Below are 13,792 nucleotides of genomic sequence, written 5' to 3' on the forward strand. Positions count from 1 at the left end.
GTCATGAGCGAACTGGACAACAAAGTCACCCTGACCGTTGACGGTCTGGAGTATGGCGGCTGGAAAAGCGTGCAAATCACAGCGGATCTGGAGCGTCAATTCCGCACCTTCAAACTTGACGTGACCTGGCAATGGCCGGGGCAGACCACGGTGCGACGGATTCAGCCAGGGGCGCCGTGCGAGGTGCGCATCGGCAACGATCTGGTGCTCACCGGGTATGTGTTCAAGGCGCCGATCAGTTATGACGGGCGGCAAATCAGCCTGAGCATCGAGGGCAGTTCGAAAACCCAGGACCTGGTGGACTGCGCGGCGACCAATCGTCCCAACCAATGGCATCAGCAATCGTTGCTGAGCATTGTCGAGGCGCTGGCGTCGTCCTATAGCGTCTACGTGGCCAGTGAAATTCCGGAAACTGCCCGGCTCGGCAGTCACACCATCGTGCCGGGGGAAACGGTCTTCCAGTCCATCGACCGGTTGCTGACGCTGTTCCGGGTGTTTTCCACCGACGACGCCCAGGGCCGGGTGGTCCTGGCGCGTCCGGGCAGCGGAGGCCGAGCAAGCGATGTGCTGGAACTGGGCAAGAACATTCTTTCGGCCAACGCGCCGATGGATTACAGCCAGGTGTTCTCTGAATATCGGGTGATCGGCCAGCAGAAGGGCAATGACCAGAAGAGCGGGGCGGCGGTCAGCGAGGTCGAGGCGGTGTCCACCGACCTGGGCTACAAGCGCAAGCGGGTCACGGTGATCAATGAAGGCATGCAGATCACGCCGGAACTGGCGCTGCAACGCGCCAACTGGGAAGCCGCCACCCGCGTCGGCAAGGCCTTGACCACCACGTACCAAGTGCAAGGCTGGCGCCAGGCCAATGGCGATTTGTGGCGTCACAACACGCTGGTCAGGGTCAAGGACCCGGTGCTGGAAGTGGATGGCGACATGCTGATCTCCCAAGTCACCTACTCACTCTCGGCGCAGGGCTCCGTCACCACATTGCAAGTCGCGCCGCCGCATACCTTCGACGCCAACCCGACACCGCCGAAGAAGACCTGAACCCAAAACCTGTGGGAGCGGGCTTGCTCGCGAAGGGGTCGTGTCAGTTGAAACAAACATCGCCTGACCCACCGCTTTCGCGAGCAAGCCCGCTCCCACAGTGGATCTCCTGCGCACGCAAGTAACGTGAACGACGCCGTCCAAATGTGGGAGCGAGCCTGCTCGCGAATGCGGACTGACATTCAACATCGAAGTCGACTGGCCCACCGCTTTCGCGAGCAGGCTCGCTCCCACAGGGAATCTCCTGTGTACACCAATGCCGCGGCAACCCCGATCAATTGTGGGAGCGAGCTTGCTCGCGATGACGGCCTCACATTCAACATCGAAGTCGACTGACCCAACGCATTCGCGAGCAAGCTCGCTCCCACAGGGAATCTCCTGTGTACACCAATGCCGCGGCAACCCCGATCAATTGTGGGAGCGGGCTTGCTCGCGAAGACGGCCTCACATTCACCAACGATGTCGACTGACAGGCCGCTTTCGCGAGCAGGCTCGCTCCCACATGGGTCGGCGTCGGTCCTGATTTAAAGGAACCCCAATGAGCCTACTGACACGCCTCCTGGCGCGCGGCACTGTCGTGCTCGCCAACTCGGCCACCAAGCTGCAATCGCTGCAAATGCGCCTGACCGCCGGCGAAGTGAACGATGACATGGAACACTTCGAACCCTACGGTTTTACCAGCAATCCGCTGGCCGGCGCCGAGGGCATCGCCACGTTTCTGGGTGGTGATCGCTCCCACGCCATCGTCCTGGTGGTCGCTGACCGCCGCTATCGGCTCAAGGCTTTGGCCCAGGGCGAAGTGGCGATCTACACCGACGAAGGCGACAAGATTCACTTCAAGCGCGGACGGATCATCGACATCCAGACCGCGACCCTGAATATCCGCGCCAGCACCGCCGTGAACATCGACACCCCGACCCTGACCCAGACCGGCAAGATCGTCTCCCAGGGCGACCAGGTCGCGGGTGGCATCAGCCAGATCAAGCACGTGCACGTCGGCGTGCAGGCGGGCAATGGCCAGACCGGCGTGCCGGCGGGAGGCCAGTGATGTTTATCAGCCAAAACCTCCACGCCGCCCTGATCCGCTCGGTGCTGATCAGCCTGTTCACCTGGCGCCGCGCCGCCGATGACGACGCCCTCGATGACGAGGAGCGTTTCGGCTGGTGGGGAGACACGTTTCCCACTGTTGCCGACGACCGCATCGGCTCGCGGCTGTGGTTGCTGCGCCGGGTCAAGTTGACCCGGCAAACCCAAATGGACGCTGAATTCTATGCCCGCGAAGCCCTGCAATGGCTGATCGACGACGGCCATTGCAGCGCCATCGACATCATCAGCGAACGCCTCGACGCCCAGCGCCTGAACCTGCGTACGGTCCTGACCCTGGCCGATGGCGAGCGCCTGGACATTAACCCTGATAACAGTTGGCAGGTGATCTATGCCGTTTGAAACCCCTTCGCTGCCGGTGCTGATCAAGCGCACCCAAAGCGACCTGGCCAGCGACTCGCTGCGCCAGTCCGATGCGCAAGTGCTGGCCCGTACTCTCGGTGGCGCCGCTTATGGTTTGTATGGCTACCTCGACTGGATCGCCGAGCAGATCCTACCGGACAAGGCCGACGAATCGACCCTGGAACGGATCGCCGCACTGCGCCTGAACCAGCCGCGCAAAGCCGCGCAAGCCGCCAGCGGCAGCGTCAGTTTTACCGCCAGCGCCGGCGCTGTGCTGGATGTCGACACCCTGCTGCAATCGAGCGACGGTCGCACCTACAAAGTGACCGCTGCGCGCACCACCAGCAACGGCCTTAACACCACCACCATCACCGCGCTTGACGCCGGCAGCCTGGGCAATGCCGATGCCGGTATGACGCTGATCCCGGTGCAGCCGATTCAGGGCATTGTCGGTAACAGCTTTACGGTGCTAGCGCCGGGCCTGATCGGCGGCGTCGCCCGGGAAAGCCTGGAATCCCTGCGCTCCCGGGTGATCAGTTCCTACCGCATCATCCCCCACGGCGGCTCGGCGCAAGACTATGAAACCTGGGCGCTGGAATGCCCCGGCGTGACCCGGGCCTGGTGTCGCAGCACTTACGCGAACCTGGGTATCGTCAATCTGTACATCATGCGCGACGACGATCCGCAACCGGTTCCGAACCCCGCGCAGCTGGCTGAAGTCCAGGCCTATATCGAACCGTTGCGCCCGGTCACCGCCGAGTTGCATGTGCTGCCGCCCGTTCAAGTGCCGGTCACCTACAAACTGTCCCTGACCCCCGACACCACCGCCGTGCGCGCCGCTGTCGAAGCGCAGTTGCGTGATTTGCATAACCGCGAAGCCGGACTGGGCGACACCTTGTTGATCAGCCACATCCGCGAAGCGATCAGCAGCGCCACCGGTGAAAGCGACCACACACTGACCGCGCCCGCCGCCAACGTCGACGCAGCCGTTAATCAATTGCTGACCTTCGGAGGCTGCGTATGGGGGGGCTAAGAACGGCCGCGCAATACCACGCGCAACTGCGCAGTCTGTTGCCCAGCGGCCCGGCCTGGGATCCCGAACGGGTTCCGGAACTCGAAGAAGTCCTGGACGGCATCGCCCAGGAACTGTCCCGACTTGACGCCCGCGCCGCCGACCTGCTCAACGAGATGGACCCGGCTGGCGTCAGCGAACTGGTGCCCGATTGGGAACGGGTGATGAACCTGCCCGACCCATGCCTGGGCGCCACGCCGCTGTTCGACGACCGTCGCCTCGCGGTGCGCCGTCGACTACTCGCGGTCGGCAGTCAGGCCATCAGTTACTACGTGGAAATTGCCCGCACCCAGGGTTACCCGAACGCCACCATCACCGAACTCGAAGCCCCGCGAATGGGCCGCTCACGATTTGGCGCGGCGCACTTCGGGACGTGGCAGGCGCAGTTCATGTGGACGCTGAACACCGGCGGTCGCTTGCTGCTGGGCCGGCGGTTTGGCGCGAGCTACTGGGGCGAGCGCTTTGGCATGAACCCGGGCTCGGCCCTGGAATGTCTGATCCATCGCAGCGCACCGGCGCACACCAAGGTGCACATCAATTATGACTAGGGAGTAGAGAAATGGATTTTCCAACGAAAGTGCCCAGCGCCGGCTTGGTGGATGGCAAGTTTGTCGATGAAAACCCGTTGACCGGCACGCCGGGATCTTTGATTCCGGCGAGCTGGGGCAATGGGGTGACGCAGGAGATTGTGAACGTGATCAAGGCCGGGGACCTGACCCCGGATGAGACGAAAGTCGACCAGTTGTTGCAGGCCATTCAGAGCGTTTCGGCCAAGGGTTGGAACCTGGATTCGGCGTTGCCGATAGGCTCGTTGCCGATGCCAACTGTGGCAACCGCGGACGGGCGTCTGTCGGTGACGCCGATTGCAGCGGCCACCAGTGGCGGCAAGGTTTCGATCCCGGCGGGGGTGTTTGTCAGCATTGGCCAGGAAGTGGTGGCGGGGCAGTTGGGGCGGTCGCGCACCTTTACCACCCAGGCCTGGAGCAGTGTGGAGATGGTGCCCAGTGCCTGGTATTTCGTGAGGGCGCAGGTTGTGGGCGGTGTTCTGAAGTTCTACATCCAGCGCGGCAGTCTGTATGACATCGCGCCCGCTAGTTTGAAAGGCACGCCGGATGCGGCAGCGGGCGGCGGTTTCCAATCGACGCCGCTGGACATGTGTATCGCCTGGATCATTACCAGCGCACCCGGATCGGTTCCCACGGTATTTCCGATTTACAACCGATCGCGACTCACCTGGACACAAACGGTGAATGGTTCAGGTGTCATTTATCTGCCTCTCGATCCTCATGCACGGTCGGCGCGCCTGATCGTCGGCAACCCGACACCCTCGCCGACGGAAATCACGGGCGTAGGTTTTGCGCCGGGGGGGTGGGTGGGGGGCAACTACTGCTTCCTTTCACCGGCGCTGACGACCAGCTCCAACCATGACGCCGGTTGGACATCGCCGTATCCGTGCGCGATTTTCACCAACAACTTTGTCAACGATGTGACGGTAACCAGCCTGACCGCCAGTTTTGAACATTCGCAATTGCGTTCGTTGTGGCAGTCCTACCAGGCGGAACACATGCTGGGTTCGACCAGTGCTGTCAGTGACGAATTGCTGTTCAGTATGGGGATCAAGAACCATCCCGCGTCTGACTATGTTTCAGGTATCGCGGTCAACTTCAGTGCTGCCGTCAATGTCAGTTTTTCCTGGGAGCTTATTCGATGAACGTCATTCAAGAGCTTCATCACTTTGAAGACGGACTTCGCCCACCACAACCGTCTGCAGCTCATGCATGGGATGGCGACAAGTGGGTAGAGGACGCCTCGCAAGTCGCGTTGCTGGTACAGCAGGAAGCCGAACGTCTTTGCGCCAGAGTCGATACAGCGGCGGACAATGCGCGCAATGCACTGGCCGGTGATCCGCTCAAGGCCATGGAATACGCACAAGCCGCCGCCGACGCCCAGGCCTTCATCGACCAAGGTTATCCGAAAAAAGAGGTACCGCTGTCGGTGTCCGCCTGGGTCGTCAAAGGTCGGACCGCACGACAAGCGGCGGACCAGATTGTCGCTAAAGCCACGCAATTCAATGAAAGCCTGCTGACGCTTCGAACCCTTCGCTTGAAGGCGAAAGAACACATCAAAGTTCACATCGCCAAGGGTAAAACCGACCTTGCCAATCAAGTCAGCGACGACGCGATTGCCGCTATCCGTAACGTGGCGGGCTAGCTCATTTGAAGTCTGCGCTGTACCCAACGCCCACTCACCGTGGGCGTTTTTGTTTTTATTCAAACATGACCTGCTGCGCTGTTGTGTCGATTGCGCCGCATGGCTTTATTACAGGGAGCACAAGCCATGGATTATCCAAAAAGCATCCCCAGCGTCGGACTGGTGAACGGCAGATTTGTCGACGAAAACCCGGTGACCGGTTCGCCCGGATCGTTGATTCCGGCAGTCTGGGGCAATGCGGTTACGCAAGAGATTTTGAGTGTGGTGGCCGGCGCCGGAATGGCTCCGTCGGAAGCGGACAACGGCCAGTTGTTCAAGGCGATCCAGACGATCATCGGTATGACTAGCCCGATGCGTTCGGTGGTCACCCGGCTGGCGGCATCGAAAGTGCTGGCACCGGAAGAACTGGGTCTGGTGTTGATTGATGGCAGCCCCGCAGCCACCACCATCACGCTTCCACCGGCCGACGTTGCCCTGGGTGTTCGCGACGTCATTGTTCGACGCGTGGACAACAGTGGTAACCGTCTGGTTATCCGGGCTGCCGGCTCCGATCGAATCAGATTTCATACCCATCTTTCTGCATCGGGTTATCCATTCCTGGTGCTGATGGGCGGCGGCGACTGGTGGCAACTGCGCAGCGACGGCGCTGGCAGTTGGTGGCCGGTAGGGCGGTTTGACAACACGCCGCTGGGTCGACCGTTTTTCGAGACGACGCTGCAAATGAGCCCCGGCGGCTATGGCGCCCTCAACGGCAATGTCCTGTCGCGCAGTGACTGGCCCTGGCTTTGGGACCACGCACAACAATCGGGGGCGTTGACCACCGAGGCGGCGAGGGGAGGTATGGAGGGTGGCTGGACTTCCGCAGATGGTGCGCTGAACTTCCGAATTCCGGAGGCGCGCGGGGAATTCCTTCGCGTGCTGGACGAGTCCCGAGGTGTGGACGTGGCGCGCACATCAGGCAGCAGCCAGGTGCACACGCTTCAGAAGCATAACCATTTCTTGCCCACCGGCACGGGCAGTTCAATCAGACCCGCCTCAAGTATTCCTGACGGGCTGTGGGATGTTGCACATGACGTTAACGCCGTCCCTACCAATACGACTGTTGCTACCACTTATCCCAATCCAGCGTTCGATGCAGGTACAGAGGGCGGTGTAGGGAATATCGGCACCTTTTCCGCTGAAACCCGTCCCCGAAACATTGCCTATCCGGGCCGAATCAAACTGATTTGAGGTGCATATGTTTAATTATTTGATCGATGAAAGTGGCGCCTTATTCGGCCCTGTAGAGTTTCCGGTTGTTCCGGGTATCGGCGTGCAGTTGCCCAGTAATGCCATAACGCTGGGGATCGAATTGTCCAAAGCACCTGTTGCTCATACTTGGGCATTTGTAGAGGACGCGCTGCAACTTAAAGCCGATTACCGGGGCGAAGTTTATCGCACGGACACCGGCTTTAGAGAGACCTGGGTAGAACTGGGTGATCTGCCGCAGGGCTATACGACTCAGGTTTGGCCGGGTACTTACTATCGTTGGGTCAATGAAGCGTGGGCGTTAGATGAAAAGGCTCACTTGGCCGATCTTGAACACCAGGCCCTGACGAAACGAGACACCCTGCTGCGTGATGCCGTTGTGCGTATAGCCCCGCTTCAATACGCCGAAGATATCGGTGACGCCTCGCATGATGAGCAACTGGCATTGATGGAGTGGAAGCTCTACAGCGTTGAACTCAACCGTATCGAGCGGCAAACGGATTTTCCCACTGAAGTCGTTTGGCCTCCTGTCCCTGGAACAGTTGCAGCTTGACCGTCTTAACCAAGGAATGAAGAAACATGGATTTTCCAAAAAGTGTTCCCAGCGCCGGACTGGTCAATGGCAAGTTTGCAGATGAAAACCCGCTTTCCGGAACACCCGGTTCGTTGATTCCCGCAACTTGGGGTAATGGTGTCACGCAGGAAATTCTGAGTGTCGTTCAGGCGGCGGGTTTTACGCCCGATGAGGCGTCTCAGACTCAATTGCTCGCGGCATTGCGCAGTCCGGCGCTGTTTTTGACGGCGCCGCAATTTGATGCGGGACGGTCAGCGGCAACTTCCGAATTCGTCCAGCGAGCGCTGGGTAACTATGCAAGTTCTCGTGGAATATCCGCAGTGACACAGTTGACCGTCGCGGATGTGGGAACGGCTATCGGACTGGGCGGCAACGTCGCTTATACGGTGACCCTGCCGGACGCGACGACGGTTCCGAACGGGGCAACGATCAGCCTGCATTGCCGCAACAGCGCCGCCGTTACCATTGCCAGTAAAACCGGTTCACAGGTCAGCCCCCAAGGGGCCTTTCTCAGTTCAATGGTGATGAACTCGGGTGAAAGTGCGCACTTTGTCCGGGAGTCAGGTATCTGGGCGGTTTATGGCACAGCCAGCCTGAAATATGCCGCGTCGTTCTCCGGTGTGGTGGGTACTCCCGGTTACCAGAAGTACCCCAGCGGCAATATTGATCAATGGGGTTACGGTACGACGGATGCCAATGGTGAGATTTATGTGACGTTTCTCACTGCGTTTCCAACAGCCTTTTCTTCCATTGTTGCCAACCATGTGGGGGGTGAAGGGGCCGCGGTCATCTTGTACGCGGGCAGCGCCACAAAAACGGGCTGCCGCTTGAGAGTCCGAGACATGAACGGCGGATCAGCCGGCGGATGGGGCGTTTATTACTTTGCCAAGGGTTATTGAATGAACGAGTTCAATGTTTTGTTTAGTGCAAGTACCTGTGGCGTTTATGTGCCAGGGATCAATAGTTCGGATATTCCAGCGGATGTCATTGAAATCCCTCGGGCGTACTGGATATCCCTGCTTCAAGAATTGGCCGTCACTGCAAAGATGATTTCCGTACGTGCCGATAACGGCTATCCCGTTCTTGTCGATACACCGCCCCTGGCGCCGGAAGAAGCCGAGAATATCGAGCGCATCTGGCGTGACGCACAACTGTTAGTGACGGACAGCATGGTCGCTCGTGATCGCGATGAACTGGAGGATGGCGGCGGTACGACATTGACCACCGATCAATATGCCGAATTGCAAGCCTATCGGCGGGCGCTTCGGGATTGGCCGCAAAACTCATTCTTCCCCTTTACCGAACATCGACCCGGCACACCGAAAGGGTTGCTCGGGTTTCTCTGATACGACGCTTTCGTTTTCGCTGCTGATGCCATAGGGACTCTGACGTTCTTGAACGTGACAGAGCGCAGGAATGTGGATATCGATAAATGATAGAGGACAGTAAGAGATGGACTATCCAAACAGTGTTCCCAGTGCCGGCCTGGTCAACGGGCGCTTTGTGGATGAAGATCCGATGGCGGGTACGCCAGGCTCCTTGATTCCGGCAAGTTGGGGCAATGGCGTCACCGAAGAAATTCGCAACGCCATCACCGAAGCCGGACTGACGCCAAAGGAAGATCGTAATGACCAACTTGCAACGGCGATCAGGCAGCTATCGAAACCGGATCCGCTGCAAAATTTCCCCGCGCAGGTTTATCGGAAAAATGTGCTGATCAACGGTGGCTTTGATATCTGGCAACGCGGATCCTCAAACATCGGGCCTAACATCGGAGGCTTTATCGCTGATCGGTTTCGTTGTGACTGGAACGGCAATGCGGGTGTGAACATCACCCAGCAAAACTTTGTTTTAGGCCAGACCGAAGTGCCTAATGAGCCGCGGCACTTTCTTCGATGGCAGCAAGTGACCGCTGGTACGGGTGCAACGGTTCACAAAATATCCCAGGCTATTGAGTCGGTCAGAACCTTGGCCGGTAAAGTTGCCACTGTTACGTTTTGGGCCAAGTCGGATGCAGCGCGTCCACTCAAGGTTTCCATTACGCAATACTTTGGGCCGAGCGGGTCGGCGTCGGTCGACAATACCGTGGGTAACTTCCAACTGACCACGTCGTGGGCCAGGTACACGGCTACCTTCCAGGTTCCATCATTGGCCGGAAAGATGTTGGGGAACGTGAACAATGATTACCTGCGGCTGGCCTTCGATTTGCCGTTAAACGTTTTGCAGACCGTGGACCTTGCTCAAATTCAACTTGAAGAAGGCCCGGTTTCCACACCGTTCGAATATCTGTCTATTCCACAGCAACTGATCGATTGTCAGCGCTACTTCGAAAAGTCATTCAATGCCGGGATTTTGCTTCAGGCGGGTAATGGCACCACTACTTGTCAGGCAACGTTCACTCAGATTTCAGCCGCTAACAGCGGGCAGTATGGGATGACTATTCCTTTTCTGGTGCAGAAAAGAGCGCAGGCAACTATTGCGATGTTTTCTCCTGGGGACAACAGCAATCAGGTCTGGAACCAGTCAATGGCCAAAGCCTGTACGGGAACGACCGTCCAGGGCCTGACCAATCGCAATATCGCCTTTGCCACAGTGACCGCTGTTGGCAGTGTGCCCGGGCATACCTTGCAACTGGAATGGACCGCGGACGCAGAATTATAGGAAGCAAAAAATATGAGTTATCAATCGACCATTAATGGCGTTTATCGCCTTTCTGATCTGGCCTTTGTTCCTTCGGACCCTGCCAATCGAGACTGGCTCGAATACCTTGACTGGGTGGCGTTGGGGGGTGAAACCTTGCCATTAGACTCGCCGCCGGAGAACAAGGTATCCGGTCAAGGGGTCTTCGCTTTTCTAAAGCGGATTGTTTAATAAATTCAGCGGCGATCGTATGAATGTCACTACGCAGCAACTCCAAAACATAATGCCCAACGCCCGCTCCCAAGCGGGCGTTTTCATTTCCGCCCTCAACTCCGCCATGACCCACCGCAACATCAACACCCCGAAACGCATCGCCGCGTTCCTCGCGCAAGTCGGCCATGAATCCGGGCAATTGCAGTACGTACGTGAACTCGGCAACAACCAATACTTGAGTAAATACGACACCGGCACCCTGGCCTTGCGTCTGGGCAACACACCAGAAGCCGACGGTGATGGTCAGAAATACCGCGGTCGTGGGCTGATCCAGATTACCGGTCGGAGTAATTACCGAGAGTGCAGCCTCGGCCTGTTTGGCGATGAGCGTTTGCTTTCATTGCCTGAATTGCTGGAACAACCGCAGTGGGCCGCAGAGTCCGCCGCCTGGTTCTGGGAGCAGAACGGCCTGAATGAACTGGCCGATCGTGACCAGTTCAACAGCATCACCCGGCGGATCAACGGTGGTCTGAACGGGCTCGAGGATCGGCTGCAAATCTGGGCGCGGGCGAGGGCGGTGCTATGTCAGCCTTCGGTCTGATTTCCTGGCGGCTGATGGGCATCGTTGTATTGGCCGGTTTTTCGGCGGTACTGGCCTGGCACGTTCAGGACTGGCGTTATGCCCGGCAACTGGCGGAACAGGCCCGGTTGCAGGCCGAGACGCTGAATCAGCTGACCCAGGCTGCCGCGACGCAACAACAAGCCGAGCAGGACAAGCGTCTGGCCCTGGAACAACGGTTGTCGGCCAGTGAACAAATCCATTATCGAGCGCTTAACGATGCCCAACGTGATCAAGGTCGCTTGCGCGATCGTCTTGCCACTGCTGATGTGCGCCTGTCAGTCCTCCTCGATGCCAATGACGTTGCCGCCACCTGTGCAATGCCAGCCGCCTCCGGCACCGGCGGCGTGGATCATGGCGCCCCAAGAGCCCGACTTGACCCGGCGCATGCTCAACGAATTATCGCCATCACCGACGCCGGCGACCGCGGACTGATTGCCTTGCAGGCCTGTCAGGCTTATATCAAGGCCCTGGCTCGCTAACATTTTGATCGAACCTGTGTCTTGCAAGCGTGATGTGCTCGTGTACGGTGGTTCCATTCAGCCCGATCAGGAGAGGACCGTGAAAGAAATCACCCAGCTGGCCGCTGAACTTGGCAGACGCATGCAGGTTCTCAATGCCCACGTGACGACCGCCGAGTCTTGCACCGGTGGCGGGATCGCCGAGGCGATCACCCGTATTCCCGGGAGTTCGGCGTGGTTTGAGGCCGGCTATGTGACGTATTCCAACCGCCAGAAAACCTTGCAACTGAATGTGCCCGAGGGGTTGTTCGAGACGGTGGGGGCGGTCAGTCGCGAGGTGGTGGAGGCCATGGTTCGTGGCGCGCAGGATAAAAGCCATGCGCAGTTTGCCGTGGCGGTCAGCGGTGTCGCAGGGCCGGATGGCGGTTCTGCGAGCAAGCCGGTGGGCACGGTCTGGCTGGCCTGGGGCGTCGGCGAAGCGGTGTTCAGCGAGGTCCAGCACTTCCCCGGCAACCGCGATGAGGTCCGCCGACAAACGGTGAAGGCCGCGCTAGAGGGGCTGCTGCGCCATGCCGCTGGAGAAATCTCAAATCAGGGGTAGGCGATCCTGAATCGCTGTGGAATAATACTGGCTACTTATACAGGTGTTGGCCGTCAGGCCTTATTGATTACGTGAGGACTTTAATGGACGACAACAAGAAGAAAGCCTTGGCTGCGGCCCTGGGTCAGATCGAACGTCAATTCGGCAAGGGTGCCGTAATGCGTATGGGCGATCAGGACCGTCAGGCGATCCCGGCTATCTCCACTGGCTCTCTGGGTCTGGACATCGCGCTCGGCATTGGCGGCCTGCCAAAAGGCCGTATCGTTGAAATCTACGGTCCTGAATCTTCCGGTAAAACCACGCTGACACTGTCGGTGATCGCCCAGGCTCAAAAAGCCGGCGCGACCTGCGCATTCGTCGACGCCGAACACGCCCTCGACCCTGAGTACGCCGGCAAACTGGGCGTCAACGTCGACGACCTGCTGGTTTCCCAGCCGGACACCGGCGAGCAGGCCCTGGAAATCACCGACATGCTGGTGCGCTCCAACGCGGTTGACGTGATCATCGTCGACTCCGTAGCTGCCCTGGTGCCAAAGGCCGAGATCGAAGGCGAAATGGGTGACATGCACGTGGGCCTGCAAGCCCGCCTGATGTCCCAGGCGCTGCGTAAGATCACCGGTAACATCAAGAACGCCAACTGCCTGGTTATCTTCATCAACCAGATCCGTATGAAAATCGGCGTGATGTTCGGCAGCCCGGAAACCACCACCGGTGGTAACGCGCTGAAGTTCTACGCTTCGGTTCGTCTGGATATCCGTCGTACAGGTGCGGTGAAGGAAGGTGACGAGGTTGTCGGTAGCGAAACCCGCGTCAAGGTTGTGAAGAACAAGGTCGCTTCGCCGTTCCGTCAGGCTGAGTTCCAGATTCTTTACGGCAAAGGCATCTACCTCAACGGTGAGATGATCGACCTGGGTGTTCTGCACGGTTTCGTCGAGAAGTCCGGTGCCTGGTACGCTTATGAAGGCACCAAGATCGGTCAGGGCAAGGCCAACTCGGCCAAGTTCCTGGCAGACAATCCGGAAATCGCCGCGAAGCTCGAGAAGCAGTTGCGTGACAAACTGCTGACCCCGGCGCCGGACGTCAAAGCATCGCCAGTCAAAGAGACTGCTGATGACCTGGCTGACGCTGATATCTGATTGATCCGATGACCGCCGTACTCGATACACTCGTCGCGGTGCGGCGAACCGCAATGGACCTGCTCGCACGACGCGAGCACGGTCGGGTCGAGCTGACGCGTAAACTGCGTCAGCGCGGCGCCCTCCCTGAAATGATCGACACAGCACTCGACCGGTTGACGGAAGAGGGTTTGCTGTCCGAATCCCGTTACCTCGAAAGCTTTGTTTCCTACCGTGCCCGTTCCGGTTACGGCCCTTTGCGCATTCGCGAAGAGCTGGGCCAGCGCGGCCTGCAACGTCCTGACATTGAACTGGCATTGCGCGAGAGCGGTATCAATTGGCAGGAACAACTGGAAGACACCTGGCGACGCAAGTTTGCCGGGCATTTACCGATAGACATGCGGGAGCGATCCAAACAAGGGCGTTTCCTGGCGTATCGGGGGTTTTCCATGGAGATGATCAACCGCTTGTTCAGCGGTCGAGGGATGGACGATTAAATAAAAACGGCCCGCTATTTCGATAGCGGGCCGTTTTTTTTTGCCTGT

Annotated in this window: 18 protein-coding genes; all 18 read left to right on the top strand. The window is 58.8% G+C overall.

Going from position 1 to position 13,792, the window contains the following annotated elements:
- The first annotated feature begins 3 nt into the window (after positions 1-3).
- The 18 genes from BK667_RS06320 (at position 4) to recX (ending at position 13,744) form a co-directional block, all read left to right on the top strand.
- A complete protein-coding gene (locus BK667_RS06320; protein WP_123597094.1) occupies positions 4-1,047 on the top strand; it encodes a phage baseplate assembly protein in 1,044 nt (347 codons plus the stop codon).
- Positions 1,048-1,585: 538 nt separating this feature from the next.
- A complete protein-coding gene (locus BK667_RS06345; RefSeq protein ID WP_123511973.1) occupies positions 1,586-2,095 on the top strand; it encodes a phage baseplate assembly protein V in 510 nt (169 codons plus the stop codon).
- The gene (locus tag BK667_RS06350) at positions 2,095-2,493 is read left to right on the top strand and encodes a phage GP46 family protein (protein ID WP_123511975.1); all 399 of its coding nucleotides are present in this window, start codon (positions 2,095-2,097) and stop codon (positions 2,491-2,493) included. The genes BK667_RS06345 and BK667_RS06350 overlap by 1 nt, the downstream gene beginning before the upstream one ends.
- Complete coding sequence (locus BK667_RS06355) at positions 2,483-3,526, top strand: baseplate J/gp47 family protein (RefSeq protein ID WP_123597095.1); 1,044 nt, start codon at positions 2,483-2,485, stop codon at positions 3,524-3,526. Before BK667_RS06350 ends, BK667_RS06355 begins: the two co-directional genes overlap by 11 nt.
- Positions 3,514-4,113 (top strand): YmfQ family protein, encoded by a 600-nt coding sequence (locus BK667_RS06360; protein WP_123597096.1) that lies wholly within the window; start codon positions 3,514-3,516, stop codon positions 4,111-4,113. Before BK667_RS06355 ends, BK667_RS06360 begins: the two co-directional genes overlap by 13 nt.
- Positions 4,114-4,124: 11 nt before the next feature.
- Positions 4,125-5,276: a phage tail protein gene (locus tag BK667_RS06365; protein WP_123597097.1), complete on the top strand. Its 1,152-nt coding sequence runs from the start codon at positions 4,125-4,127 to the stop codon at positions 5,274-5,276.
- The gene (locus BK667_RS06370) at positions 5,273-5,776 is read left to right on the top strand and encodes a phage tail protein (RefSeq protein ID WP_123597098.1); all 504 of its coding nucleotides are present in this window, start codon (positions 5,273-5,275) and stop codon (positions 5,774-5,776) included. Before BK667_RS06365 ends, BK667_RS06370 begins: the two co-directional genes overlap by 4 nt.
- A gap of 126 nt (positions 5,777-5,902) precedes the next feature.
- Positions 5,903-7,006, top strand: coding sequence for a phage tail protein (locus BK667_RS06375; RefSeq protein WP_123597099.1), 1,104 nt, complete (start codon positions 5,903-5,905; stop codon positions 7,004-7,006).
- A 7-nt stretch (positions 7,007-7,013) separates the two neighbouring features.
- Positions 7,014-7,577: a tail fiber assembly protein gene (locus BK667_RS06380; RefSeq protein WP_123597100.1), complete on the top strand. Its 564-nt coding sequence runs from the start codon at positions 7,014-7,016 to the stop codon at positions 7,575-7,577.
- Between the two features lie 26 nt (positions 7,578-7,603).
- Positions 7,604-8,497, top strand: a complete 894-nt coding sequence (locus tag BK667_RS06385; RefSeq protein WP_123597101.1) for a gp53-like domain-containing protein — start codon at positions 7,604-7,606, stop codon at positions 8,495-8,497.
- Positions 8,498-8,944 (top strand): phage tail assembly chaperone, encoded by a 447-nt coding sequence (locus BK667_RS06390; protein WP_123597102.1) that lies wholly within the window; start codon positions 8,498-8,500, stop codon positions 8,942-8,944.
- Positions 8,945-9,050: 106 nt separating this feature from the next.
- The gene (locus BK667_RS06395) at positions 9,051-10,259 is read left to right on the top strand and encodes a carbohydrate-binding protein CenC (RefSeq protein ID WP_123597103.1); all 1,209 of its coding nucleotides are present in this window, start codon (positions 9,051-9,053) and stop codon (positions 10,257-10,259) included.
- A gap of 12 nt (positions 10,260-10,271) precedes the next feature.
- Positions 10,272-10,469, top strand: a complete 198-nt coding sequence (locus tag BK667_RS06400) for a hypothetical protein (protein WP_123597104.1) — start codon at positions 10,272-10,274, stop codon at positions 10,467-10,469.
- 19 nt (positions 10,470-10,488) lie between these two features.
- Positions 10,489-11,052 carry a glycoside hydrolase family 19 protein gene (locus BK667_RS06405; RefSeq protein WP_123597105.1) on the top strand — a complete coding sequence of 188 codons (564 nt, stop codon included), beginning with the start codon at positions 10,489-10,491 and terminating at the stop codon, positions 11,050-11,052.
- Complete coding sequence (locus tag BK667_RS06410) at positions 11,034-11,552, top strand: lysis system spanin subunit (protein ID WP_123597106.1); 519 nt, start codon at positions 11,034-11,036, stop codon at positions 11,550-11,552. Before BK667_RS06405 ends, BK667_RS06410 begins: the two co-directional genes overlap by 19 nt.
- Positions 11,553-11,631: 79 nt before the next feature.
- The gene (locus BK667_RS06415) at positions 11,632-12,132 is read left to right on the top strand and encodes a CinA family protein (protein WP_123512002.1); all 501 of its coding nucleotides are present in this window, start codon (positions 11,632-11,634) and stop codon (positions 12,130-12,132) included.
- 83 nt (positions 12,133-12,215) lie between these two features.
- Complete coding sequence (gene recA, locus BK667_RS06420) at positions 12,216-13,268, top strand: recombinase RecA (protein WP_007907270.1); 1,053 nt, start codon at positions 12,216-12,218, stop codon at positions 13,266-13,268.
- A gap of 8 nt (positions 13,269-13,276) precedes the next feature.
- Positions 13,277-13,744 (top strand): recombination regulator RecX, encoded by a 468-nt coding sequence (gene recX / locus BK667_RS06425; protein ID WP_123512005.1) that lies wholly within the window; start codon positions 13,277-13,279, stop codon positions 13,742-13,744.
- Positions 13,745-13,792 lie beyond the last annotated feature (48 nt).

This window comes from Pseudomonas frederiksbergensis, from assembly GCF_003732705.1.
In the GTDB taxonomy this organism is placed as follows: domain Bacteria; phylum Pseudomonadota; class Gammaproteobacteria; order Pseudomonadales; family Pseudomonadaceae; genus Aquipseudomonas; species Aquipseudomonas frederiksbergensis_F.